Origin of the sequence: Ancylobacter moscoviensis (assembly GCF_007559435.1) — a bacterium.
In the GTDB taxonomy this organism is placed as follows: Bacteria; Pseudomonadota; Alphaproteobacteria; order Rhizobiales; family Xanthobacteraceae; genus Ancylobacter; species Ancylobacter moscoviensis.
In genome coordinates, this window is sequence record NZ_VMBP01000002.1 from 401,700 (window position 1) to 425,419 (window position 23,720).

The window sequence follows — 23,720 nt, forward strand, 5'->3', positions numbered from 1 at the left end:
GGCGCGTTTCACTGTTCTCGGGGGAATTATGATCCGCGTCGTCGCTACCACGCCCTTCGACGGCCAGAAGCCGGGCACGTCCGGCCTGCGCAAGAAGGTCCAGGTCTTCCAGCAGCCGCATTACGTCGAGAACTTCATCCAGTCGGTGTTCGACAGTCTGCAGGACTTCGAGGGCGAGACGCTGGTGATCGGCGGCGATGGCCGCTACTACAACCGCGAAGCCATCCAGACCGTCATCAGAATGGCCGCCGCCGCCGGCTTCGGCCGGGTGATGGTGGGCCGGAGCGGCATCCTGTCGACGCCGGCGGCCTCCTGCGTCATCCGCAAACACGAGGCGTTCGGCGGCATCATCCTGTCGGCAAGCCACAATCCCGGCGGCGAGCACGGCGACTTCGGCATCAAGTACAATATCGGCAATGGCGGGCCGGCGCCCGAGCATGTCACCGAGGCAATCTTCGCGCGCTCCAGGGAGATCCGTGAATACCGCATCTCCGACGCACCGGACGTCGATCTGGACACGCCCGGCCTCACCCGCGTCGAGGACATGGTGGTCGATGTCATCGACCCCGTGGAGGACTACGCGGAGCTGATGGGCGCACTGTTCGACTTCGACGCCATCCGCGACCTGTTTTCCTCCGGTTTCACCATGCGCTTCGATGCCATGAGCGCCGTGACCGGACCCTATGCCCGGGCTATCATCGAGGAGACGCTGGGCGCGGCGCCCGGCACGGTGGTGCATGGCGAGCCGCTGCTGGATTTCGGCGGCCATCATCCCGATCCCAACCTGGTCCACGCCAAGGATCTCGCGGACCTGCTGATGTCCGACCAGGCGCCCGACCTCGGCGCCGCCTCGGATGGTGACGGCGACCGCAACATGATCATCGGCCGCGGGCGCTTCGTGACGCCGTCGGACTCGCTGGCCATCATCGCCGCCAACGCCCATCTCGCGCCGGGCTACAAGGCGGGGATCAAGGGCATCGCCCGCTCCATGCCGACGAGCGGGGCCGCCGATCGCGTCGCGGAAAAGCTCGGCATCACCTGCTACGAGACGCCAACCGGCTGGAAGTTCTTCGGCAACCTGCTCGACGCCGGCCTCGCCACCGTCTGCGGCGAGGAGAGCTTCGGCACCGGCTCCAACCATGTGCGCGAGAAGGACGGCCTGTGGGCCGTGCTAATGTGGCTCAACATCCTCGCCGTCCGGCGCCAGAGTGTCGCCGACATCGTGTCGGAGCACTGGGCGACCTATGGGCGGAACTACTACACCCGCCACGATTACGAGGAGGTCGACAGCGCGGCCGCCGACGCGCTGATGGTCGATCTGCGCCGCCGCCTCGACGTGCTGCCGGGCACCGTCGTCAACGGCCTGACCATCGAGCGCGCGGACGACTTCGCCTATGACGATCCGGTGGATGGATCGGTGACGACCCGGCAGGGTGTTCGGGTGTTCTTCGACGACGGCTCGCGCATCGTCTATCGCCTGTCCGGCACCGGCACCGCGGGGGCGACGCTGCGCGTCTATCTCGAACACTTCGAGCCCGATCCGGCCCGCCACGATCTCGACCCGCAGGACGCCCTTGCCGGGCTGATCGAGATCGCGCGCACGCTGCCGGACATCGAGGGACGCACGGGGCGCCGTGCCCCGGACGTCATCACCTGAGAAAGGCAGATCGGGGCGGTGCCGCCGCCCCGCATCAGCCGCTGGTCAGCGCAGCGAGCCGGTCCAGAGGATTTCGAGGCGACGCAGCACGCTGTAGGCGATGCCGAGCTCGTACGCCTCGTTCTCGTCGCGTCCGCTCTGCCGGTTGTCGTGCATGGTGCGGATGGCGTCGCACAGGCTCTGCGCCTTGGCGGTGAGCCGCAGCCGCGCCGAGCGGCGGTCGCGCTGCGAGGCGGAGCGGTGCACATAGCCCGCATCCACGAGCTGCTTCAGGTTGTAGGAGGCGTTCGAGCCGAGATAGTGCCCGCGCTCCAGCAGGTCGCGCACGGAAAGCTCGTCCTGGCCGATGGTGAAGAGCAGCATCACCTGGGACGGGCTGATGTCGTCGGTGCCGAGGCGGGCGAGCTCGACGCGCAGGAGGTCGAGAAACCGACGGTGCGCCCGCTCGATCAGGCGCGCAATCTCAAGATGGGTCACGGGAACCTCGGCGCCCGAGGCGTCGATAAAGGTCGAGGGGGTGGAAAATGCCAAACGCTCCGGGTTCGCCTCTTCCATCATACCCCCTTTGGCTGCCTTGCCTGACATCCGCCTGGTCCTTGCAGTTATTCGCTCAATACCGATGCGTGATCACATCGGCGTCAAGTCCGATTCTGTGGCGGTGCAGTATGACATAAGCGAGGTGGCTCTCGCTGTGGCGAGATGACCAATTAGCAAAAAATGCGCGCAGTTCCCATGAAATCTTCGAATACTGAATTTCCAGTGGTATTGACGTATGTATAGCGACGGACCTCCAAGGTCCGTCGCCAGATGCATCGGCTGCCCCGGGCAACCTGTGCGCGTCAGTTCTTTTCCTGCAGATGCGCTTCGATGAACCACAGGGCCTTGTCGAGCGAGCGCGAGGCGGCGGTGAAGATGTCCGCGGTGGTGGGGTCGCCGGCCTCATCGGATTCGGTGATCGCCTTGCGCACGCTGTTGGCGACGGCGCCGAAGCGGTCCGTGAGCGCCTTCAGGTGGTCGTGCACGGCGTAGATGTCGACCGGGTAGGGCTTGAGGTGCGTCGCTTCGGCCACGACCTGCGTGGTGCCGAGCGCCGTACCGCCGAGCTGGACGACGCGCTCGGCCATGGTGTCGTTGTGATCGTCGAGTTCGGTGCGGAAACCGTCGAGCATCTCGTGCACCGCGATGAACTGTGGGCCCTTCAGGTTCCAGTGCGCCTGCTTCGTGGCCAGTGCCAGGTCGATGCCGGCGGCGAGATTGGCGTTGAGCAGCTCGATGGCGACCTTCTTCGCGTTCGAAGGAAGGTCGTTGACGGTCTTGTGGTCGCGCATGGGTTGGTCCTCTGCTTGTGACGCCCGGCATTATGGCACCGGGAGCGCATCGCACGATGCGGATTCGCACCGACCTCGCAAAAATTGGCCGGAACGCATGCCGTTCAAGGGGTGCGGTGATGCAGGATGCGACCGATGAAGTTGAGCAGCAACTGGGCGGCGAGGATCGACGTCACCCCGCCGGGGTCGTATTCGCGCGCCACCTCCACCAGATCGACGCCCACGACGCGGCCGCGCTGCGCCAGCCCGTCCAGAAGCTCCAGCACCTCGTAATAGGCGAAGCCGCCATGGCTCGGCGTTCCTGTGCCGGGCGCGATGGAGGGATCGAAGCCGTCGATGTCGATGGTGACGTAATAGCGCCGTCCTTCCGGGATGCGGGCTAGCACCGCCTCGGGCCCCAGCTTGCGGATCTGCCGCACGCTGAGGATGTCCGAGCCCATGGCGCGCGCCGCCTCGTAGCCCTCGCGGGCGGTGGAGGAGACGTTGCGGATGCCGAGCTGGGTTAGCCCGGTCACATAGGGTTTCTCGGCGGCGCGGCGCAGCGGGCTGCCGTGGCCGCGGCGCACGCCGTGGCGTTCGTCAACGAAGTCGAGATGGGCGTCGAACTGCACGATGTGGATCGGCTCCTCGTCGGAGAACGCCTCGATGCAGGGAATGTTGATCGAGTGATCGCCGCCCAGCACCACGGGAAGCGCGCCGGCCTTGAGGATCTTGCGCACGCCCAGCTCTATGTTGGCGTGGCTCTGCTCGGTGTCGGTGTGAATCATGTCGGCATCGCCGATATCGACGATGCGCGTGGTCCCTGCCGGCAGATAGGTGATGTCGTCCTCGTGGTCATAGGCGCCGGAATGACCGAAGGCGAACAGCGTCGATGCCTCGCGGATGGCGCGGGGCCCCGAGCGCGCGCCGGAGCGCCATTGCGTGCCCAGATCGAAGGGGGCGCCGAGAATGGCGACGTCCGCTTCGATCCGATCCCAGTGGAGCTGGAGCGGGTATTTGCCGAAGGTGCAGATGCCGACGAAGGGCAGGTCGAGCCGGCCGCCTTCATACCCATGAGCCATCAGCGCGTGCCCTTCTTCTCGACGACGCCGGCCAGCACGCAGAGCAGCTCGAATAGGATGGTGGCGCCGGTCAGGGCGGTGAGGCCCGAGGGGTCGAAGGGCGGCGCGACCTCGACGAGATCGGCGCCGATGATGTCAAGCCCGTCCAGGAGGCGCACCATCGCCTGCGCCTCGCGGGTGGAGAAGCCGCCGATCTCCGGCGTGCCGGTGCCCGGCGCCTGCGAGGGGTCGATCCCGTCGATGTCGAAGGTGACGTAGGTCGGCTTGTGGCCGACGATGGCGTGCACTTCCGCCATCACGTCCTCGACCCCGCGCTTCACGAACTCCTCGATGAAGATGATGCGCACCCCGGCGTCGCGCGCGTAATCGTAATTGCCGGCATCCGAGATGGCCCCGCGCAGCCCGATCTGCACGAAGCGCCGGGGATCGATCAGCCCTTCCTCGATGGCGCGGCGGAAGGGGGTGCCGTGCGTGTATCTGCTGCCGTTGAAGAAGCTGTCGTAGGTGTCGGAATGGGCGTCGAACTGGATGAGGCCGACTGGCCCGTCCGCCGCCAGCCCGCGCAGGATTGGCAGGCTGATGAGATGGTCACCGCCGGCGGTGAGCGGCAGGGCACCGGCCGCGCGCACGCCCGCATAATGCGCCGAGATCAGGTCGAGCGAGCGCATCAGGTCGAACGGATCGGTGATCACGTCGCCGCAATCGGCGATGCGGGCGCGGTCATAGGGCGAGAGGCCGGTGACGTGGTGCACCCGGCGCATCAAGCTCGACTGGTTGCGCAGCTCGCGCGGGCCGTGGCGCGTGCCGGCGCGGTTGGTGGTGCCGAGGTCGAAGGGCAGGCCGAGAATGGCGATGTCCACTTCCGATGGCTCGGCCACCGGCAGCCGCATGAAGGTGGGAAGGCCCGCATAGCGCGGGATGCTGCCGGAATCGAGCGGTTCGAACTTGGTGGTCATGACGTAACCTCGATGGGCATTGGCGCCCGTTGAACTTGTGTCCCGGACAAGCTGCGCGCAGCGCCGATCCGGGGTCCAGCGCAAGACTCCGCCGCAGGCGACGAAACAGAATCAAGCGCTTCGCGAATTCTCCCTGGTTCCCGCCTCGGCGCTTCGCCTTCGGCTCCGCTGGGCCGGGAAACGGGTGTCACAGCCCGAATTCCTTGCGGATGGCGGCGGAGATGTGGGTGATGTAGTCCGCCATCAGCCATTCGCCCTTCTCGGCGGTGGAGCCGGTGGCGACCGCCAGCACGCCGGAGGGCGGCAGGCCGAAATCATCCGGCACGGGGAAGCGGTCATAGGGCGGGAAGGTGGCGGGGCCGTCGGTGGGCGCCTTGTCCATCTCCACGAGATCGGGGCGCAGCACCAGCATCAGCGAGGTTTCCAGCAGGCTCGCATGCTCGAGGTCGATGCCGGGGAAGCCGTCGGGGAACAGCCGGTCCAGTGTCGCGCGCCGGGCGAAGTCCCAGTATTCGAGCCGCATCACCTCGAAGCCGGTAATGCCGTCGCGGGCGATCTCCCGCCGGGCGAGGTCCAGCCCCTCCACGGAAGGCCAGCAGTTCTCGTAATGGCCGTTGACGATCACCAGCCGGCGCACGCCCTGCCGGGCGAGGTTGCGGATGACGTCGCGCAGCACGAGCGCGAAGGTGTTGGCATCGACGCTCAGCGTGCCGGGAAACTGCTCGCCGCCGCCCGAGCGGGGCATGGACTTGCAGCCATAGTTGATCGTCGGCGCTACCAGCCCGCCGACCTCGCGGGCGACGCGCTCGCACACGCCGGTCGGCAGCACCACGTCGACATTGAGCGGCAGGTGCGGGCCATGCTGCTCGGTGGAGCCGAGCGGTAGCAGCACCGGCGCGCCGGCGGCGATCTTCGCCGCGAATTCGGGCCAGCTCAGTTCGTCCAAACGCATGCTGTCGACCATGTCGTTCCCCTGATGATTCCTCAGTGCATCGCCGCGCCGCCGTCGACGCTGATGCACTGTCCGGTGATGAAGCCCGTGGCACGGCTCGCCAGGAACAGTACCGCCTGCGCGACCTCCTCCGCCTGGCCGACGCGGCCGAGCGGGTTGCCGGTTTCGAGCCGCTTCAGCTCGTCGCTGAGGTTCTCGAAGTCGAGCAGGGGCGTGTCGACGGGGCCGGGCGCGATGGCGTTCACCAGCACCCGCGGCGCCAGCTCGCGCGCCCAGGAGCGGGTGAGGGCGATGACCGCGCCCTTGGTGCCGGCATAGCCGGAGAAGCCGGCGCGCCCGAGATAGGCAAGTTCGGAGGCGACGTTGATGATGCGCCCCGTCGCCGGTCCCTCGCCGTCGAAATAGCGTAGCGCCTCGCGAGCCATCAGGATCGGGCCGCGGATGTTCACCGCCGCCATGCGCTCATAGGCGGCGACGTCGAAGCCGTCGAGCGGCGTCTCCACGCAGATGCCGGCGCAGTTGACGATCACGTCGAGACCGCCGAGTTCCCGCACGGCCGCTTCCATGCCGCCCGCCACCGCCGCCTCGTCCGCCACATTGGTGAGGATGGTCGGCCAGGTGCTGGGGCGTTCCGGCGGATGCAGGTCGAAGCCGACGACCTTGGCGCCGGCGGCGCTGAGCGCGTCGGCGCTCGCCCGGCCGATGCCGCTCGCCGCGCCGGTGACGACGACGCGCAGGCCCTTGTGTGGCGCTACCATGGACATTCTCCCCGATCGATTCCGAGACTCTGGCCGGTGATGTTGGCCGCCAGATCGGAAGCGAGGAAGAGGTAAGTGCCGGCCACGTCGTCCGGGTCCATGAAGCCGGGCAGGATCTGCGCCGCGATGATCTCGTCCAGCAGCACTTCCGGCGCGACGCCGGTACGCGCGGCCATGGCGTGGAGGGAGCGCAGCGAGGCTTCCGTGCGCACCCAGCCGGGACACACGGCGTTGACCGTGATGCCGCGCGGGCCGAGCTCCTTCGCCCAGGTCTTGGTGAGGCCGATGACTGCGTGCTTGGAGGCGACATAGGCGCCGAACAGCGCCTCGGCGCTGCGCGACCAGATGGAGGCGGTGTTGATGATGCGCCCGCCATGGCCAAGGCGCGGCAACAGGGCGCGGGTGGCGAGGAAGGTGCCGACGACGTTGATCTCCACCACCCGGCGGAAGGTCGCTTCGTTCGCCTCGCCGGCGTCGTCGAGCGGGGTGACCAGCTCCAGCCCGGCATTGTTCACCAGCACGTCGAGATGCGGGATGGCGTCGGCGATCGCGGCCATCTCGGCGGCGCGGGTGATGTCGGCGCGGTGGCCGCGTGCCCCGAGGCGCTCGGCGGCCTCGTGGATCGCCTCGTCCTCGGCCAGCATGTGCAGCTCCGCACCGGCGGCGGCGAAGGCGCGGGCGACGCCGAGGCCGATGCCCCGGCTCGCCCCGGTGACGAGCACCGTCCGCCCGGAAATGCCGTCGAGCGTCATGTGGATGTCCCGGGGCGGGGACGGGTGTTCGGATGGCGGGGCACGGCGGGCTCTCCTCACGGACGAGGTCATGCTCCCGCACATTCACTTCGCGAAAAATAGGATTTAATGGAAGGATATATCGGCAATCATCGATGTATCCCTGCCACGGAATCCCCTATGCGCCGCCTCGACAATATCGACCTGCGTCTTCTGCGCGTCTTCGTGGTGCTGGCGGAGGAGGGCGGCTTCCACGACGCGCAGATCGCGCTCAACCTCTCGCAGTCGACCCTTTCCACCCATCTCGCCGCGCTGGAGCGCAAGCTGGGCGGCCAGCTTTGCGAGCGCGGCCGGGCCGGCTTCCGTCTCACCCCCTTCGGCGAGGCGACGCTCGCCGCCGCCAAGCGGCTGTTCGAGGACGTCGACGCCTTCCACGGCCGCATCGGTCGCGACCAGCGCCGGCTCGTCGGCCGGCTGCGGGTCGGCATCGTCGACGGCGTGGTGACCAATCCGCAGCTCGGGCTGCAGACGGTGCTGGCGCGCTACATGGACTACGCCTCGGAAGTGTTCGTCGATCTCGAGCTCGGCACGCCGCTGGTGCTGGAGCGCGCGCTGATGGACGGCGCGCGCGACGTGGTGGTGGGGCCGTTCTCGCAGAAGGTGCCGGGCATCAGCTACATCCCGCTGCACCGCGAGCCGCAGGCGCTCTATTGCGGGCAGGGCCATCCGCTGTTCGAGCTGCCGGCGCGGGAGATCGGTCATGCGCGCATCGAGGAGGCGCTATTCTCGGTGCGGCGCTACCGCCACCTCGACGACCTCTACCGGGTGAACCATCCGCGCGCCAGCGGGGCGGTGGTGCAGATGGAGGCGCAGGTGATGATGATCCTGTCCGGCCGCTTCATTGGCTACCTGCCGCGCCATATCGGCGAGGATTGGGTGGCGCGCGGGCGGATGCGGGTTCTGCGGCCGGAAAGCTACGGCTTCGATTCCGTCCATTTTGCCGCCACCCGCCGGCTCAAGGGCGAGCAGCCGCTGGTCGACGCCTTCATCCGCGAGCTGAAGGCGCAGGCAAAGGCGGCGTCCGCCGAGCCGCCGGCGGAAAGCGCGGGGGAGAGCCCGCCGGATCAGGCCAGCCTGTAGATCCAGTCCGGCAGGATGTAGCGGCGGCCGACGAAGACGAAGCCGAGCGGCACGCCGCCATGCTCCACCACGCTGGCGCGCAGGGCGGCGGCGGGCGCCTTGCGGGTCTTCTCGGCGCGCACCACCAGCGCGTTGCCGTCGACCAGTTCCTCGAAGCGATGGCCGATGGCGGCGGAATCGCGCGCCGTGGCGCAGACCACCACAGCTTCGAAGGTGCTGCCGAGCTCGTTCATGAAGCGCTGCGCCTCGGCGGTCGGCAGGCGGATGTCGAGCAGCTTCGAGCGGGTGCGGTCCCGCAGCGTCCACAGCAGCGGAACCTCGCTCGGGCCGACATAGAGCCCGCCATTCTCGCGCGCAGAAGGATCGTCCGCCGCGTCGGACGGCGGGGCGGTCAGGTCGACCAGCAGCGTGCGCAGCCCGCGCTGGAGCGTGATCTCGGTGGCAATGCCGCGTGCCAGCGGCGCCAGCGCCTCATCCGGCTCGGCGGCCAGGAACTGGACGCTGCGCAGCGGTCGCCCGTCCACTTCCGTGTCGAGCAGGAAGGCCGCGAGGCCGCTCACCTCCCGCTCCATGGCGGCGGGGTCTTCCGTGGTCGAGCGGTTGGCATATTCGCCAAGCATGGGCAGTTCGAGCGAGCGCTCGGTTTCCTGCGGCATGATGAAGGTGGAGCGCAGCGCCGAGGCGATGGCGCCGGCCGCCACGCCGAACAGTACGCCGCCGAGGATGCCCGCGCCGAGGAAGGGCAGGCGCATGTTGCGGCTGGTCACGGCGGCGTCGGCCTGCTGCACCATCCGCACGCCCGCTTCGCGCTCGGCGGCAGCGGATTCCTCGATCTGCGCGGCGGTGGCCCGGCGCAGATACTCGCGATAGCTGTCGTTCAGCGTGTCGCGCTGGCGGGTCAGTTCGACGAGCCGGGTCTCGGCGACGCGCAGGTCGGCAAGGCGCTTCTCGGCGGTCTGCTGCTGGTCGCCCAGCTCCTTCTCCTGCTGGCCGAGCGCGTCCGCCTCGATGCGCAGCGACAGCAGCATGTTGTTCAAGTAGCCGATGGCGGGATTGCGCACATCGCGCGTGGTCTCGTAGGAGCGATCTTTGCGGGTGGCGATCTGCCGGCGGACCGTGTCGATCTTGCGGTTGATCTCCCGCATCATCGAGCCGTTGGGAGCGTATTGCAGGGCGATGCGGTCCCGCTCGACGAGCAGGCGGCTCAGCATGTTGTTGTCTTCGTCGTTGCCCGAGGAGTCGCTCGTCTGGTCGAAGTCGAGCACCTTTCCGGGCAGCTCCCTGAGCTGCTTTTCCGCCTCGGCGATCTGCCCGGCGAGGGCGACGCGCCGCTCGGCCACCTGGCGGCGGCGCTGTACCACGGCGTCGACCTGGTTGGCCGCCAGCACCGCATCCTGGCTGAAGTCGATGATGCCGGCGCTGGTCTTCAGCGCCTCGATGGCGGCATCGGTCTGCCCTAGCTCGCTCTTGAAGCGCTCCACCTCGATCTTCAGGAAGCGGGCGGTGGGGTTCTGCATGATGAGGCGGCGGCGCGCCAGATAGGTCTCGACCAGCTTGTCCGTGGTCTCGATGGCGAGCGTGCGGCTGGGGTGAGTGAAGGCGATCTCGATCACGTTCGAGCCGTCGCGTACCTGCACCCTGAGGTCGCTGCGGAAGCGCGCGATGGCCCGGTCCATCACGCTGCTGCTGCTGAACAGGTCGCGCAGATAGGAGAGCGGGGTCGGCGGGAACAGCCGCTCCAGCCCGATCTCCTCGATCACCGTGCGCAGCACGTCGGCGCTTTCGATGATCTGCACCTCGGACTCGACCTGCTTCAGGCCCTCGATGGACAGCACCGCCGGCCCGGTGTCGGTGACGCTCTGCTGGTTCGTCACCTCACGGCTGACGATCACCATGACGAGGCTGGAGGCGGTGTATTCGGTCTTGGCCAGCGTCGCGGCGGCGATGCCGAGCCCGATCGGCACCAGAGCGGCGAGGATCACGACGCGGATGTGGAAGAAGGCGACGATGAGGAAATCGCGAATGGTGAACGTGCCCGGCCATGCCTCGGCCCGGCCACCCGGCGCTTGGCCGTCACTCTCGGCGGCATTCGCGCCCGTCATCGACATCACTGCTTCCCGTTGGCCGCCACGGCAGGCCGAAGGCGCGTTCGCCCCGCCTGCTTGGCGCATAAGCCGAATTTGCCCGTTTAGCCCTAATGAGCGGTAAATATGGCTTTCGATGGGGCAGGTGAGGCGTCAAAAAGCGCGCGGCATCAGGCGGCGCACCACCAGCGCGGTGCCGATGGCGCCCTGGACGATGACGAGGGCGCTGAGGACAGCCGCGCCGTTCATCCCGAAGAGGGGAACGAGAATGGCGCCGGCGGCGACGCAGACGGCGAGCTGCGCCGCGTTCAGCCATCGCAGCACCCCGCCATGGCCGGTCATGGCCAGCATGATGTCCTGGCAGGGCAGCAGGCAGTTCACCAGCTGGCCGATGCTCATGATGATGAGCGCGGTGGCGGCGATCTCGAACCCGGGCCCGACCAGAGCCAACAGCGGCTCCGGGAACGCCATCATCAGCGCCAGCGGCGGCAGGCCGCACAGTGCCACGAGAAGGCGGGCGCGGCGGTTCTGCGCCCGCAGCGCATCCCACTCGCCCTGGCGGTGCAGGGCGGCGAAGCGCGGGGCGGCGATGGCGCCGATGGAGATGATCACCACCCAGATCAGCATGGACAGCCGGCTCGCGACGCTGAAGGCACCGACATCGGCGGCGGCGGCGAAGGCCGCGAGCAGAAGCAGCGGGATGGAGTTGAGCGAGACCTGCACCACCTCGACCATCCCGAGCGGCAGCGCCGTGCGCCACAGGGCGGGCAGGGCGGTGGTGCCGGCGGAGTCGGTGGTCGGGGCCGGCACGGGGGCTCCCCGCATGACGAGGACGATGCCGAGGATGGCCGAGGCGAGGTTCGTCGCCGCCAGCGTGTAGAGCATGCCGTCCAGCGACTGCACGCCGGCCAGCAGGACGAGCAGCGCGAAGGCCGGCCAGGAGGCGTTCTGCACCCATTGTCCGGCCACGCTGCGCCCGTAGCCGAACAGCACATGCGCCACGAAGTAGCACAGCGCCTGCGGCAGGATCGCCGCCGCCGCGATCAGCAGCGGGCGGACGAGATCGGGATCGTCGAAGACGTGGAGCGAGGCCGGCCGCGCGATCAGCACGGTTACGAGCGTGGCCAGCAGGCTGCCGAGGACCGTCCAGCCGAGGCCGGTGAACATGGCGGCGCGCGCGTCGGTGAGCCGCCCGACGGCGAGGTCGCCGGCCATGTGGCGCACCACCGCCTTCTCGAAGCCCGCCCGCGCGATGGTGGCGGCGAGGCCGACCCAGGTCATGCAGAGGAAGTAGAGGCCCGCCTCATGCGCGCCGAGGATGCGGGCGGCGAGCATGTAGAGGCCGAGCTTCGCCACCAGCTCGACGCCGCGCGCCATGAGCCCGCCAATGTAGGGGCCGTAGGTGGCGAGCAGCCGCCGCAGGTCGGAAAGGCGCGCCTTCGTCATGCTGTGCAACCGGGTTACGGTGCCGCGCGAGACACGCGCCGGCGGTCGTGGCATATGCCCCCCGGCACGGTCGGACGAGTCGGGCAGGGGCATCTCAGGCATGAACCATGGGCGCCGCGCCGCCGCAAGAGCGGGCCGGAAGGGCAACAGGGCAGCCGGTTGCCTGTGTGCCGTGGCGCTTGCCATGCTGACGGCCGGGCTGGTCGCCTTGCCGCCGGTCGCATGGGCGCAGGCCGGCCTCAGCGACCTGCCGGTACCGGACGTCGATCCGCGGATGGACCCCGCGCCGTTCGACGGCCGGCGGGCCATTCGTGACTATCTCAAGGCGGTCCTGCCGACGCGCTGGTGGGCGAACGAGCCGGAATTCTCGCTCGGGGCCTTCTCGGTGATGATCCACGTGCCGGACAATTGGCAGGGCAACCCGACTTCAGCGGTGATGAGGCTCTGCCCGCCCGCCTACAGCGTCCTGTGGAGCCGGCTCGACCGGATCGAATTCGTGCCGTTCTACCGCGACGCCCGCCGCGCCGGCATCACCTGCCGCAAGGGGTAAGGCGGGCTTTCCGCCGGGTTTCGAAATCGGCAGGCGCGTCAGAACGTTAACCATTAAACCTTCCATTAACCACGTTCGCCTAGCTTGGCCTGGCTACGTTGACCCGCTCAGCCGCGCCGAATCTGCCGTCCCTCCTTGCCGAATGATTTCGGAAGGAGTGGGCGTGTCCGGTCGGCGCTCCGGCGGGCTTCGATCAGGAGCCGATGTGATGCGCGTACGCCTGCGCGGTGAGGGTTTCGCCGCTTCCGCATTCCCGCCGGCCGCGTGCCGGATGCGGGGCGGGCGCGTCGTGGGCGTGCTGCTGGCCACCGTTCTGCTGGCGGGATGCCAGACCACCGACACGACCGGGACGGTCGGGCGGCCGCAGAGTCCGAACGACACCTTCACCACCGGACAGGAACTGCGCTTCACCGAGGTCAACCCAGCCGGCTTCCGGCCGTGGTCGAGCCAGATGCCGGCCTATCGGCTGGGCGCCGGCGACAAGCTGAAGATCAAGTATTTCCTCACCCGCGAGATGGACGAGGAACTCGTCGTCGCCCCCGACGGCACGGTCGCGCCCCGCGCGGTCGGCCAGCTCAAGGTCGAGGGGCTGACGCTGGCCGGCGCGCAGGAGGTGGTGCGTCGCGCCTCCAAGGTGGAGCTCGCCGACCAGAAGGTGGTGATCTCGCTGGAGGATGCCGTCTCCGCCAAGGTCTATATAGGCGGCATGGTCGAGAAGCCCGGCCCGTACAACCTTTCGGAGATGCGCAACGGCACGTTGCAGAGTATCCTCGCGGCCGGCGGCTTCACCGAGGAGGCCCGCACCGGGCAGGTGGCGATCATCCGCCGCGGCCCGGACAACATGCCGATGCTGCGTCTGATCAACGTCAAGGACATCATCCAGACCGGCTTCACGCTCGACGACGTCCAGCTCGCCGCCGGCGACATCATCTACGTTCCGCGCAGTTCCGTCTCCGAACTCAATGTCTGGATCGACCAGTTCATCAACAAGGTGGTGCCCTTCCAGCGCACGTTCAACTATACGCTGGGCACCCAGGGGGTCATCTAGCCCCGGACGCATGCGAGGAACCGATGGCGGACGCATCGCGCGGGCAGGCTGGCGGGCAAGATGGCGGGAACGAAGCCTTCCCGCCGCCGGCCGGTTTCGAGGAAGTGACCTATCTCGGCGTGCGCGTCGCCCGGCTCGATGCCGCGGCGGCCGCGGCATGCATCGCCGCGCGTCCGGCCGATGCGCCCTATGTCTATGTGGTGACGCCCAACGCCGCGCATTTCACCCTGCTGAACCTGTCGGACGACGCGCGCTTCCGCGACGCCTACGACCACGCCTGGATGCGCCTGCTCGACGGGCAGGTGCCGCGGGCGCTGGCGCGGCTGCTGTTCGGCCTCGACCTGCCGCACGCCGCCGGCAGCGACGTCGCCCTGCTTCTGCTGGAACGCCATATCGGGCCGGACGATCCGGTGACGCTGATCGGCGGCAGCCCGGAAGTGCCCCGCCGCCTCGCCGAGCGCTTCGGCCTGCGCCGTATCGCCCATCACAACCCGCCCATGGGCTTCATCAACCGGCCGGACGAAGTGGCGGCCTGCGTCGACTTCGTGCTGGCCAACCCGGCGCGCTTCGTCTTCTTCGGGGTCGGCACGCCGCAGGGCGAATATCTCGCCCGCGAAGTGGCGTTGCGCGGGGGCGCCACGGGTTGCGGGCTGTGCGTCGGCGGCGCGCTGAACTTCGCCACGGGCATCACCCGGCGCGCGCCGGCCTTCGTGCGCAAGGCCGGCCTCGAATGGGCGCACCGTCTGGTGCGCAACCCCGCCGGTCACGCGCGGCGGGTCTTCGTCGACTCGCTGCCCGTCGTCTGGATCGCCCTCAAGGCGCGGCTGAATCCTGCCGCCTACGGCATGGGCCGCGTGCCGGCGGATGGCGGGGCGAAGGACCGCGCATGAGCAAGGCGGGCGGATCCGGCACGGGCACGCCCACCGGGGACCGCCGTCGCGCGGTGGTGACGCTGCCGCGCGCCTTCGTGCCGGTCGCGGCGCCGGTTTCCACCGAGCGTCTCCCGGGCGTGCTGACGAGTGCGGCGCTGCTCTTCGCGCTGCCGTTCTTCGCGCAGAGCTTCTACTACCTGCACGAGCTGACGGCTCCCTACCTGCTGTCGAAGGCATGGCCGCTGCTCTCGCTGCCGCTGAGCCTCTACGCGGTGGTGCGCCTGCAACTGCCGGCCAAGCGCTTCTATCTGGTGTTCCTGGCCTACGCGCTGGGTTTTACGCCCTTCGTCTCGATGCTCCAGCTCGGCAACGGGCTGGTGGACGCGCTGATCACCACGGTGAAGATCTGGCCGCTCACCTATTATTTCGGCCTGTCGGCACTGCTGGTCTGGCTGGCGCCGAGCTACGGCCGCACACGGGGCTCGCTGGTCGTGCTGGGGGCGGGCACCTTCGTGCTCATGCTGGCCTTGTGGCTGCTGGTGCCGACGAGCTGGTACGTGAACGATCCCGAGCTCGGCAAGCTGTTCATGCTGGAGACCGAGCGCGGCTACCGGATCTACATGCCGATGTTCTTCGGCACGCTGTTCCTGTTCTACCTCACGCGCCGCTTCATGCAGCGCCCGAACCTGCTGCTGCCGCTGGCGATCCTGCTCGGCTTCGTGCTGCTCTTCTCCATCTACAAGCAGCGGACGGCGATCGGCGGCATGATGCTGGTATGCATCTATGCGGTGGGCGTCTCGCTGGCGCCGCGCCTCCGCTTGCTGGTCGCGGGCCTGTTCCTCGCGGTCGTGCCGCTGGGCCTCGCCTATCTCGTGCTGCGCGACGTGGAAGGGCTGGCCCAGTCCCTCGGCGGCTCGCTTTCCGTCCGGCAGGTCTCGCTGGGGCTGGCGGCGAACTTCCTCGGGGACGATCCGTGGCGCTGGCTGTTCGGCGTCGGCGCCACCACCCGCTTCGGCAGCATCACGCTGGCCGACATCTTCGGCAACAGCAACTTCTACGTCGCCGATCTCGGCTGGTTCGGCATCGTGTTCGAATACGGGCTGGTTGGCGCGGTGCTGCTGGCGGGGCTTTATGGCTGGGGCTACTTCACCCTGCTGCGCTCGACGCGCGGGGTGGAGGATCCCATGGTGCTCGCCCTGTCGGACTACATTCTCTATATGCTCGCCACGTCGGCGGTCTATTCGCTCGTCTTCACCCCCGGCGAGTTCGGCGTGGTGATGGCGCTCGCCATCTATCTCAGCCGAGCGCGTTACCGGCAGCCCTCGACACCGGCGCCGGAGCACCGCATAAGCTTCACCGTCAACCGGCATCAGATCAGGACCCGAAATGCTGCGGCGCGTCGCCAAACTGTTGCATGAACCGGCTTTCCGCCGCGCGCCCCTGACGGTCATCGGACGGGGCGTGACGTGGGCGTTCAATGTCGCGCTGGGCCGTAGCCCGGTCTTCGAGCTCGTTCCCGGCGCGCGGCTGCGCGTGCCCTCGGACCTGCGCTTCACCTCGGTCTCCGCCTATCTGCTGCGCGATGCCGTCGAGCCGGAGCTGAACTATCTCCAGAAATTCGTCGGCAAGGGCGATGTCTTCATCGACGTCGGCGCCAATATCGGCCTGTTCACGCTGAAGGCGGCACCGCGGGCCGCGCGCGTCGTCGCGGTGGAGCCGGGCGCGGAAGCCGGCGCGCAGCTCGACGCCAACATCGCCCTCAACCGCTTCGACAATGTCGCGGTGGTGCGCAAGGCGCTGTCCGACAAGCCGGGCCGCGCCGTGCTGTTCCACAATCCGCTGGGCGAGGACCCGCAGGCCTTCTCGCTCATCAGCGACGGCACCGACGCCGGCAGCGAACAGGTGGAACTGGCGACCCTCGACTCGCTCGTCCACGATCTCGGCCTGCCGCGCGTCGACTGCATCAAGATCGACGTCGAGGGCGCCGAGGGAATGGTGCTGGCGGGCGCAGCGGAAACGCTCGCCGCCTACCATCCCACGGTGATCTTCGAGATGAACTGCCCGACGCTGGTCAAGGCCGGCGGCGACACGGCGGTCGCGTGGAACGCGCTCGCGGGGCGCGGCTATCAGTTCCACGAGCTGAGCGACGACGGGGAGTTGCAGCCGCTTTCGGAGCGCCCGACGGCGTTCATGAACGTCATCGCCCGCCATCCGGCGGGCCCGGCGCTGCACTGAGCACCCCGCTTCACGGCATCGGCACGTCGCAGCCGGGCTTGTCGAGCGTCACGCAGATCAGCGTCGCCAGCGAGCGGTAGTCGGGATTGTCCGGTCCCGGCGGGCCGGGCGGCACGTCGCGCAGCGCATAGAGCATGGCGCCCGCCTTCGGGTCGGCGAGCACGGCCGAAAGCGTGGCGGCGGTGCTTTCGATCGTCGCGCGGGGCCCGCCATTCGAGGGCGGCAGCACGGCGAAGCCGAGGGCGAGCGGGCCCTTCCACACCGCGCGATAGGCGCGAAAGGCCTGATCCGGCCGATAGGAAGGGCCGGCGTCGTAGCTCATGATCGAGACGAGATCGAGCCCTTCGGCGGCCGGCGAGCGCAGCAGGGCGAGCATCGCGCCGCGCCACGGGCTGCGCGGCGGCGCGTCGGCGAAGGCGCCCTCCCCATAGGCGCCGACGCTCCAGCCTGCGGCACTGATCACGTGGGGACGCGGCAGCGCGGTGCGCAGGCGCCGGGCGATGTCGATGGAGAAGGCGTCGTCGGCGCACCGCACTCGCCCGTTCACGGGAACGCAGCGCGGGTCGGTCGGCTCGAAATCGATGTCGACACCATCGGCCCCGAGATCGCGGACGAGGCGCGCCAGCGCCGCTTCGTCCAGCCGGTCCCAGCCGTGATAGGTGGCTCCGCCCACCGACAGCAGCACGCGCAGCTGCGGCTGGCGCGCCTTCAGCAGGGCGATGGCCTCCTTCAGCACGGCGCCGGAATAGGGGTACTGGAGGCCGGTCGCCGACAGGTCGAGCCCACCTTGATAGATGAGGTCCGGCTTTACGAAGCTCAGCGCCACATGGGTGAGATAGCCGGGCAGGCGGGCGAGGGTGGTTTCCTCGGCGCGGCCAGCGGCCACCTCGTACCAGCTTGCGTGATAGGCGAGGAACGGGCGGGCCGGCTCAGCGCGGAGAGACCCGCCCGCGAGCAGCGACAGGCCGAGGGCGATCAGAACGCCCGCTCGGAGAACGCCCCTTCGGAGAATGGCCCGCCGGCCCCCGCTCAGAAGGCGGTGGTGTCGGCGAGGCCCTTGGTCATGGTGAGCAGGATGATCCGTATGTCGAACCATATCGACCAGTTCTCGATGTAGTAGAGGTCAAGTTCGACGCCGCGCGCCGCCTTTTCCTCCGTATAGATGCCCCCGCGCATGCCGTTGATCTGCGCCCAGCCGGTGATGCCGGGTTTCATGCGGTAGCGCGCAACATAGTCGCTTACCGCCTCGTAGCGCAGCTGCTCGTTGATCATCATGTTCGGCACGTGCGGCCGGGGGCCGACGACCGACATCTCGCCGCGCAGCACGTTGATCAGCTGGGGGATCTCGTCGATCGAGAGGCTGCGCAGGATCGCGCCGACCCTGGTGATGCGCGGATCGGCGCGCACCGCGCCGATGGAGCCGTCGTCGCCGGGGTCGTAATGCATGGTCCGCAGCTTGTAGACCATGAACTCGCGACGGTTCAGGCCGACGCGCGCCTGGCGGAACAGCACCGGGCCGGGCGAATCCAGCTTGATCGCCAGCGCCGCGAGCAGCAGCACTGGCGACATCACCAGCAGGCCGATGCCGGCGACGGTGTAGTCTTCCAGCGCCTTCAGCACGCCGAGCGAGCCCTTGAGCGGGCGCTGCTGGATCTGCAGCGTCGGGCTGTCGGCGATGCGGGTGACGCGCGCCGAAGCGGCGGAGAGGACATCGGGCTCCATCTCCACCATCACGTCGGTGGCGACGCGGTGGAGCTGGCGGGCGATGACGCCGATGCCGCGCATGTCGCTCCAGTTCTTGGTGACGATGACGAGGTCGAAAATGCCGGCCTTGGCGAGTTCCAGCAGGTCCTCGATGCCGCCCAGCGCGGGCGGCACGCCGTCGCCGGCCTTCTCCGCGTTGGTCGGCTGGCGTCCGCCGTCGCGGAACACGCCGACGAAGGAGATGAGGCCGCCCGCCGGCATGTCCTCCTGGTAGCGCCGGATCAGCGCATAGGCCCGGTCGAGATCGCCGATCAGCACGGTGTTGCGCACGAGCAGCTTGCGGCGGTCGATCCACGCCATGCCGGCCCGCACCAGGACGAGGCGGCCGAACAGCAGGGCGACCAGCGTCAGCGCGGCCCAGGGGCCGAAGGCTTCCGGGTCGCCCGGCTGCGGCGGCACGAGCGCGTAGTAGACCACGAAGACCGCCAGCAGCGCCGGAAGCAGGCCGATGATCACATGCACGATCTGCCGCCGGACGCGGCCATAGTGCTCCACCCGGTAGGCTTGGCCGAGCAGCAGCACGGTGCAGTAGATCGCGCCGCCGATGACGCCGAGCACCACCATCTGCGTCCAGCCGAGAATGTGCCAGACCGCGTAATAGACCAGCGCCGCCACCAGCATCATGGCGACGTCGCACAGGATCACGAGGCGGTTGAGCAGGCCGTGCGTCCAGCCGGTCATCGCGCGCGGCCCCAATTGCCGGTGGGCCGCGTCTCAGGCGAACCGGACATGGCCGCGCCGATGGATGGGGCCGACCGCCGGCCGAGGGGAGGGACAGGAGGCATCGCCGCTCTTGAAAGGTGACATCGTGGCGCCGGCCCCGATGGCCCGGCGCGGCAATATGATAATGCGGCGATAATTTATCATTTTGTCTATGGCCGCGATCCGAACGCTAAATTCCGCCCCGGACCCGGTCGCTCAGGTTGCGGCGGTCGCGGATGACGGCGGCGAGCGCGGCGTCCGCCTCCGGCGAGCGCGACAGCAGCGCGAGCTGGTCGATCTGGTTGAGCGCCACGAGGCGCAGGAGATCGTCCCGCACGGCGCCCTCGGCGTCGCGCGGCAGGGCGGCGACGATCTGCAGGTGCTCGGGCGGCAGGATGTCCGGCAGCCCGGCGGCGAGCCGGGCGCGCAGCTCCTCCTCCGTCGCCGCGCCGGGCGCCTCGACGAAGGCGTACAGTCCGAAGCTGTGTCCGGCGGTCGGGAAGTCGCAGATGTGCACGGCGCGCACGCCCTCCACCCCGGCGAGCACGGCGGCGATGCGCGGGCCCTGCTCCATGGCACGCGGGCCGCGCCCTTCCGTGTCGTGATAGTTGAGCAGGCGGCGGGTGACGAAGTTGTAGACTCGCTTGCCGGTCTTCATCCACACGCGGGTGAAGAGGCTCTTGCGGGCGAGGATCTTCCTCTCGCGGGCGGTGAGCGCCTCCGGGCAGTAGCTGCGCTTCTGCTTGAGGAAGTGACGGATGTCCTCATAGGCCGCCACGCGGAACGCCTTGCTGCGCTTCGAGAACACCATGGCGAGCTGGAAGTCCATCAGCACGGCGCGCCCGTCGGCGGCGTAGAGCCAGTTCTGCGGCTTGGCGAGATCGTTATGGGCGATGTTGCGCCGGTGCACCTCGCGCAGGCCCTTGCGGGCGGAGGCGAAGAAGGCGAGGTCGCCGCGCGGCTTGGCGATCTGCAGCGGGATGCCGTCGACGAAGCCGCGCACCAGATAGCCTTCCTCCAGCGCGTAGACCGGCACGGTGTGGCCGCTGCCCTCGGCGCGCCGGAGCGCGCGCGCCTCGCGGCGGGCGAAATGGCGGGCCAGCGGCTTCACCCACCACTTCACCTCGGCATAGTTGCGCCGCACGGCGGGGAAGGCGTTGCCTTGCGCGTCGCGCCAGAGGCCGCGCTCGATGGTCGAGAAGGTGTCGCGCTTGAGCACCGTGTCGAGCTCGAACGCGCCCCCGCTGGAAGAGGTCGGCTCGGTCACGCGGCGGCCTCGCTGGCGGCGTCGGCATGGGCCTTCGCCCAGGCGTCCAGGTCGGCGAGGGCGCGGGCGGCAAGGACCTGCTTCTTGGCGACGGTCTTCTGCGCGCCGCGCAGGCGGTTGCCCTCGGCGTCGCGCGTCGGGTTGGCGTCGAGCGGCGGGAACAGGCCGAAATTGACGTTCATCGGCTGGAAGGAGCGCGGTCCCGCCTCGACGGTCTCGATATGCCCGCCGGTGATGTGGTTGATGAGCGCGCCATGCGCGGTGGTCGCCGGCGGCAGGGCCGGCTCGGCGCCCAGCCGCTCGGTCGCGGCGAACAGGCCGGCCATCAGGCCCATGGCGGAGCTCTCCACATAGCCCTCGCAGCCGGTGATCTGGCCGGCAAAGCGCAGGCGCGGCTCGGCCTTCAGCCGCAGCGAGGGATCGAGCAGCTTGGGCGAGTTGAGGTAGGTGTTGCGGTGCAGGCCGCCGAGCCGGGCGAACTCGGCCTTCTCCAGCCCCGGGATCATGCGGAACAGGCGCACCTGCTCGGCGTGGCGGGTCTTCGTCTGGAAGCCGACCATGTTGTAGAGCGTGCCCAGCGCGTTGTCCTGCCGCAGCTGGACGACCGCGTAGGGCTTCACCGTCGGGTTGTGCGCGTTGGTCAGGCCCATGGGCTTCATCGGCCCGTGGCGCAGCGTCTCGGGGCCGCGCGCGGCCATCACCTCGACGGGCAGGCAGCCGTCGAAATAGGGCGTATTGGCCTCGAACTCGCGGAACGGCACGGCATCGCTGGCGATGAGCGCGGCGACGAAGGCCTCGTACTGCTCCTTGTCCATCGGGCAGTTGATGTAGTCCGCGCCCGTGCCGCCGGGGCCCACCTTGTCGTAGCGCGACTGGAACCAGCACACGTCCATGTCGATGGAATCGAAATGGACGATAGGCGCGATGGCGTCGAAGAAGGCCAGCGCGCTCTCGTCGGTGCGCGCGCGGAGGGCCTCGGCCAGCGCCGGCGAGGTGAGGGGGCCGGTGGCGATGATCACCGAATCCCAGTCCGAAGGCGGCAGGCCGGCGATCTCGCCGCGTTCCACCGTGATCTCGGGACGGGAGGCGATGGCGGCGGTCACGGCGGCGGAGAAGCCCTCGCGGTCGACGGCCAGCGCTCCGCCGGCGGGAATCTGGTGGCGGTCGGCACAGGCCATGATCAGCGAGCCGAGCCGGCGCATCTCCGCGTGCAGCACGCCGACGGCGTTGTTCTGCGCGTCGTCCGAGCGGAAGGAGTTGGAGCACACCAACTCCGCCAGATCGTCGGTCTTGTGGGCCTCCGTACCGCGCTCGGGGCGCATCTCGTGCAGCACCACGGGCACGCCGCGCCGCGCGAGCTGCCACGCGGCCTCGCAGCCGGCGAGACCGCCGCCGATGACGTGAACCGGGCGCCTGTCCTTGATGCTCATGACCTGTCGTTGCGTTGCCGTCCTGTCGGGAACGCGGCCTTAGCACGGATCGAGGGCAAAAAAGAAGGAAATGCCCGCCAATTGCGGCAACGGTCCCCGATGTCCCTTGCCACCTTCCGGCGGTGCAAGGCGGCGCTAGCCGGCCGGCCGCGAGCCGTGCTCCGCGTCCCCCTGCGGGGTGGGGCGCAGCAGAAGCTGCTGTGCCGGGGTGAAGGCACGGCGCCGCAACAGCACGATCGCCGCCGCGCCGGACAGGCCGGAGGCGGCGAGGATCATGGCGACGATAATGAACTGGTAGACGCCGGCATAAAGGGGGCTCGCGCCCGAGACCATCATTCCCGCCATCACGCCGGGAATCCACACGAGGCCCAGCGACTTCAGCATGTCCAGCCGCGGCAGCAGGCTGGCATAGACGGCGCTCTGCACATAGGGCGCCACCGTCGCTTCCGGTGCCGCGCCGAGGCTCAGCGCCGCCTCGATCGGCCCGACATGGGCGATGACGTCCGATTTGAAGCGCTCCATCGCCTGCGCGCAGGCATTCATGCTGTTGGCGATGATCATGCTGCCGACCGGCACCAGCACGGCGATCTGGGTGTCCAGCGCGCGGATCGCGATCATGAACAGGATGACGGTGCCGGCACCGATGCCGATGGCCAGGAAGGAGATGAGGAGCGAGCCCTCGATCTGCGGCAGCCGGCGCGCCGCCGTCCATCCGGCCGCGAACATCATGCCGAGGAGGATGAGCGCGCCGACCAGCAGGCCGCCAGTCAGGAGAAGGCCGAGCACGACGCCGACCAGCACCATCTGTAACAGGCCGCGCACCAGCGAGAACGAGGTCTCGCGGCCGACCCGCACCCCGTAGTGCCGGCAGAGCGCGGCCACGCCGAGGCATAGCAGGATGGCGGCGCCGGCCTGCAGAAGGCCCGTCGTCACCTGGTTGTCCAGCAGCTCAGTGAGCATCGAGAATCTCCCCGGTGGCGCCGAGGGCGACGAGCCGGCCGCGCTCCATGTACAGGGTGCGCGGGGCCATCCGTTCGGCCTGGGCACGGTTGTGCGTGACCAGCACGCAGGTCACCCCGCTATCGCGGTTGATGCCGAGCACCAGCTCCTCGATGGAGCGCGTCGTCTCCTCGTCGAGCGCCGATGTCGGCTCGTCCAGCAGCAGGACTTCCGGCTCGTTGGCCAGCGTGCGCGCCAGTGAGACGCGCTGGGCCTCGCCGCCCGAGAGGGTGGACACGTCGCGCTCCTGATAGCCCGGCAGGTCGACCCGGCGCAGCAGGTCGGCGATGCGGTCGGCCGGCAGCGTCTTGCCGAGCTGACCGGGGCCGAACTGCAGATTGGCGGCCACGGTGCCGGGGAACAGATAGGCGGTCTGCAGCACCATGCCGATCCGGCGGCGCAGGAGGCGGGGATCGATGCCGCGATAGTCGCTCTGCTTGAAGAACACCGTGCCGCCGGTCGGCTCGTCGAGGCGGTTCAGCAGCCGCAGGAAGGACGACTTGCCGGCACCGCTCGGCCCGGTCACCGCCAGCACCTCGCCCCGCCTTATGCCGACCGTGACGTTATCGACGAGCAGGCGGTCGGCGACGCGGCGCGAGAGGCCGCGCACATCGAGGTCGATGGCGTCGGCGGTGTGCGGGGCCGTGTCCTGGTCAGGCGGCATCTCGGTGTTCCGGGAGGAGGGGCGTCCGAAGTCCTAGGGCATCGTCGCGGCGCGCTCTTTCGAGCCTGTGACGGCA

The 23,720-nt window shown here is 69.0% G+C and carries 21 protein-coding genes and 1 pseudogene; 7 read left to right on the top strand and 15 right to left on the bottom strand.

Going from position 1 to position 23,720, the window contains the following annotated elements; translation table 11 throughout:
• Nucleotides 1-28: 28 nt before the first annotated feature.
• Nucleotides 29-1,657 (top strand): alpha-D-glucose phosphate-specific phosphoglucomutase, encoded by a 1,629-nt coding sequence (locus FO470_RS08035; protein ID WP_144342422.1) that lies wholly within the window; start codon nt 29-31, stop codon nt 1,655-1,657.
• Nucleotides 1,658-1,702: 45 nt separating this feature from the next.
• On the opposite strand, the gene FO470_RS08040 is transcribed toward FO470_RS08035, so the two are convergent.
• From FO470_RS08040 to FO470_RS08070, 7 genes are all read right to left on the bottom strand, one after another.
• Nucleotides 1,703-2,134 (bottom strand): MarR family winged helix-turn-helix transcriptional regulator, encoded by a 432-nt coding sequence (locus tag FO470_RS08040; protein WP_244616672.1) that lies wholly within the window; start codon nt 2,132-2,134, stop codon nt 1,703-1,705.
• Between the two features lie 362 nt (nt 2,135-2,496).
• Nucleotides 2,497-2,985, bottom strand: a complete 489-nt coding sequence (dps, locus tag FO470_RS08045) for a DNA starvation/stationary phase protection protein Dps (RefSeq protein WP_144342424.1) — start codon at nt 2,983-2,985, stop codon at nt 2,497-2,499.
• A gap of 104 nt (nt 2,986-3,089) precedes the next feature.
• Nucleotides 3,090-4,046, bottom strand: coding sequence for an agmatinase (gene speB, locus FO470_RS08050; protein ID WP_144342425.1), 957 nt, complete (start codon nt 4,044-4,046; stop codon nt 3,090-3,092).
• On the bottom strand, nt 4,046-5,002 hold the full coding sequence (speB, locus tag FO470_RS08055) for an agmatinase (RefSeq protein ID WP_144342426.1): 957 nt from the start codon (nt 5,000-5,002) through the stop codon (nt 4,046-4,048). Before speB (FO470_RS08055) ends, speB (FO470_RS08050) begins: the two co-directional genes overlap by 1 nt.
• A 187-nt stretch (nt 5,003-5,189) precedes the next feature.
• The gene (locus FO470_RS08060; protein WP_144342427.1) at nt 5,190-5,966 is read right to left on the bottom strand and encodes a creatininase; all 777 of its coding nucleotides are present in this window, start codon (nt 5,964-5,966) and stop codon (nt 5,190-5,192) included.
• A 20-nt stretch (nt 5,967-5,986) separates the two neighbouring features.
• Complete coding sequence (locus FO470_RS08065; protein WP_144342428.1) at nt 5,987-6,712, bottom strand: SDR family NAD(P)-dependent oxidoreductase; 726 nt, start codon at nt 6,710-6,712, stop codon at nt 5,987-5,989.
• On the bottom strand, nt 6,706-7,464 hold the full coding sequence (locus FO470_RS08070) for an SDR family NAD(P)-dependent oxidoreductase (RefSeq protein ID WP_144342429.1): 759 nt from the start codon (nt 7,462-7,464) through the stop codon (nt 6,706-6,708). The genes FO470_RS08065 and FO470_RS08070 overlap by 7 nt, the downstream gene beginning before the upstream one ends.
• A gap of 159 nt (nt 7,465-7,623) precedes the next feature.
• Here FO470_RS08070 and FO470_RS08075 point away from each other — a divergent pair, with 159 nt between their 5' ends.
• Nucleotides 7,624-8,583, top strand: a complete 960-nt coding sequence (locus tag FO470_RS08075) for a LysR family transcriptional regulator (RefSeq protein WP_144342430.1) — start codon at nt 7,624-7,626, stop codon at nt 8,581-8,583.
• Here FO470_RS08075 and FO470_RS08080 read toward each other — a convergent pair.
• Together FO470_RS08080 and FO470_RS08085 are read right to left on the bottom strand one after the other, a co-directional pair.
• Entirely contained in the window at nt 8,568-10,691 is a 2,124-nt protein-coding gene (locus FO470_RS08080; RefSeq protein WP_144342431.1) for a GumC family protein, read from the bottom strand. The two genes, FO470_RS08075 and FO470_RS08080, sit on opposite strands and share 16 nt — an antisense overlap.
• 129 nt (nt 10,692-10,820) lie before the next feature.
• On the bottom strand, nt 10,821-12,113 hold the full coding sequence (locus FO470_RS08085; RefSeq protein WP_144342432.1) for an oligosaccharide flippase family protein: 1,293 nt from the start codon (nt 12,111-12,113) through the stop codon (nt 10,821-10,823).
• Nucleotides 12,114-12,285: 172 nt separating this feature from the next.
• Between FO470_RS08085 and FO470_RS08090 the strand changes: the two genes are divergently transcribed.
• From FO470_RS08090 to FO470_RS08110, 5 genes are all read left to right on the top strand, one after another.
• Nucleotides 12,286-12,663 (top strand): hypothetical protein, encoded by a 378-nt coding sequence (locus FO470_RS08090; RefSeq protein WP_144342433.1) that lies wholly within the window; start codon nt 12,286-12,288, stop codon nt 12,661-12,663.
• Between the two features lie 208 nt (nt 12,664-12,871).
• Nucleotides 12,872-13,711: a polysaccharide biosynthesis/export family protein gene (locus tag FO470_RS08095; RefSeq protein ID WP_144342434.1), complete on the top strand. Its 840-nt coding sequence runs from the start codon at nt 12,872-12,874 to the stop codon at nt 13,709-13,711.
• A 23-nt stretch (nt 13,712-13,734) separates the two neighbouring features.
• Entirely contained in the window at nt 13,735-14,601 is an 867-nt protein-coding gene (locus tag FO470_RS08100; protein ID WP_144342435.1) for a WecB/TagA/CpsF family glycosyltransferase, read from the top strand.
• Nucleotides 14,598-16,001: a hypothetical protein gene (locus FO470_RS08105; protein WP_144342436.1), complete on the top strand. Its 1,404-nt coding sequence runs from the start codon at nt 14,598-14,600 to the stop codon at nt 15,999-16,001. The genes FO470_RS08100 and FO470_RS08105 overlap by 4 nt, the downstream gene beginning before the upstream one ends.
• Nucleotides 16,002-16,044: 43 nt before the next feature.
• Nucleotides 16,045-16,818, top strand: a complete 774-nt coding sequence (locus FO470_RS08110) for an FkbM family methyltransferase (RefSeq protein WP_244616662.1) — start codon at nt 16,045-16,047, stop codon at nt 16,816-16,818.
• A 10-nt stretch (nt 16,819-16,828) separates the two neighbouring features.
• Here FO470_RS08110 and FO470_RS08115 read toward each other — a convergent pair whose 3' ends face one another.
• The 6 genes and pseudogenes from FO470_RS08115 to FO470_RS08140 all read right to left on the bottom strand — a co-directional run.
• Nucleotides 16,829-17,851 (bottom strand): glycosyl hydrolase family 18 protein, encoded by a 1,023-nt coding sequence (locus tag FO470_RS08115; RefSeq protein WP_335880650.1) that lies wholly within the window; start codon nt 17,849-17,851, stop codon nt 16,829-16,831.
• Nucleotides 17,848-19,263 (bottom strand): exopolysaccharide biosynthesis polyprenyl glycosylphosphotransferase, encoded by a 1,416-nt coding sequence (locus tag FO470_RS08120; protein ID WP_144342440.1) that lies wholly within the window; start codon nt 19,261-19,263, stop codon nt 17,848-17,850. The genes FO470_RS08115 and FO470_RS08120 overlap by 4 nt, the downstream gene beginning before the upstream one ends.
• A 211-nt stretch (nt 19,264-19,474) precedes the next feature.
• Nucleotides 19,475-20,551 carry a serine/threonine protein kinase gene (locus FO470_RS08125; protein ID WP_144342441.1) on the bottom strand — a complete coding sequence of 359 codons (1,077 nt, stop codon included), beginning with the start codon at nt 20,549-20,551 and terminating at the stop codon, nt 19,475-19,477.
• The gene (gene trmFO / locus FO470_RS08130; protein WP_144342442.1) at nt 20,548-21,981 is read right to left on the bottom strand and encodes a methylenetetrahydrofolate--tRNA-(uracil(54)-C(5))-methyltransferase (FADH(2)-oxidizing) TrmFO; all 1,434 of its coding nucleotides are present in this window, start codon (nt 21,979-21,981) and stop codon (nt 20,548-20,550) included. The genes FO470_RS08125 and trmFO overlap by 4 nt, the downstream gene beginning before the upstream one ends.
• A 135-nt stretch (nt 21,982-22,116) precedes the next feature.
• Nucleotides 22,117-22,941 (bottom strand): ABC transporter permease, encoded by an 825-nt coding sequence (locus tag FO470_RS08135; protein WP_246659516.1) that lies wholly within the window; start codon nt 22,939-22,941, stop codon nt 22,117-22,119.
• Nucleotides 22,931-23,572 (bottom strand): annotated as a pseudogene (locus FO470_RS08140) (ABC transporter ATP-binding protein); the annotation flags it as partial. The pseudogene FO470_RS08140 and the gene FO470_RS08135, both read right to left, overlap by 11 nt.
• Between the last annotated feature and the right edge of the window lie 148 nt (nt 23,573-23,720).

Bases quoted from the DNA above. Each gene is read 5' to 3' on its own strand.
- FO470_RS08035 (WP_144342422.1), top strand. From the start codon at position 29: ATGATCCGCGTCGTCGCTACCACGCCCTTCGACGGCCAGAAGCCGGGC.
- dps (WP_144342424.1), bottom strand. From the start codon at position 2,985: ATGCGCGACCACAAGACCGTCAACGACCTTCCTTCGAACGCGAAGAAG.
- speB (WP_144342425.1), bottom strand. From the start codon at position 4,046: ATGGCTCATGGGTATGAAGGCGGCCGGCTCGACCTGCCCTTCGTCGGC.
- speB (WP_144342426.1), bottom strand. From the start codon at position 5,002: ATGACCACCAAGTTCGAACCGCTCGATTCCGGCAGCATCCCGCGCTAT.
- FO470_RS08060 (WP_144342427.1), bottom strand. From the start codon at position 5,966: ATGGTCGACAGCATGCGTTTGGACGAACTGAGCTGGCCCGAATTCGCG.
- FO470_RS08065 (WP_144342428.1), bottom strand. From the start codon at position 6,712: ATGGTAGCGCCACACAAGGGCCTGCGCGTCGTCGTCACCGGCGCGGCG.
- FO470_RS08070 (WP_144342429.1), bottom strand. From the start codon at position 7,464: ATGACGCTCGACGGCATTTCCGGGCGGACGGTGCTCGTCACCGGGGCG.
- FO470_RS08075 (WP_144342430.1), top strand. From the start codon at position 7,624: ATGCGCCGCCTCGACAATATCGACCTGCGTCTTCTGCGCGTCTTCGTG.
- FO470_RS08080 (WP_144342431.1), bottom strand. From the start codon at position 10,691: ATGTCGATGACGGGCGCGAATGCCGCCGAGAGTGACGGCCAAGCGCCG.
- FO470_RS08085 (WP_144342432.1), bottom strand. From the start codon at position 12,113: ATGACGAAGGCGCGCCTTTCCGACCTGCGGCGGCTGCTCGCCACCTAC.
- FO470_RS08095 (WP_144342434.1), top strand. From the start codon at position 12,872: ATGCGCGTACGCCTGCGCGGTGAGGGTTTCGCCGCTTCCGCATTCCCG.
- FO470_RS08100 (WP_144342435.1), top strand. From the start codon at position 13,735: ATGGCGGACGCATCGCGCGGGCAGGCTGGCGGGCAAGATGGCGGGAAC.
- FO470_RS08105 (WP_144342436.1), top strand. From the start codon at position 14,598: ATGAGCAAGGCGGGCGGATCCGGCACGGGCACGCCCACCGGGGACCGC.
- FO470_RS08120 (WP_144342440.1), bottom strand. From the start codon at position 19,263: ATGACCGGCTGGACGCACGGCCTGCTCAACCGCCTCGTGATCCTGTGC.
- trmFO (WP_144342442.1), bottom strand. From the start codon at position 21,981: ATGAGCATCAAGGACAGGCGCCCGGTTCACGTCATCGGCGGCGGTCTC.
- FO470_RS08135 (WP_246659516.1), bottom strand. From the start codon at position 22,941: ATGCTCACTGAGCTGCTGGACAACCAGGTGACGACGGGCCTTCTGCAG.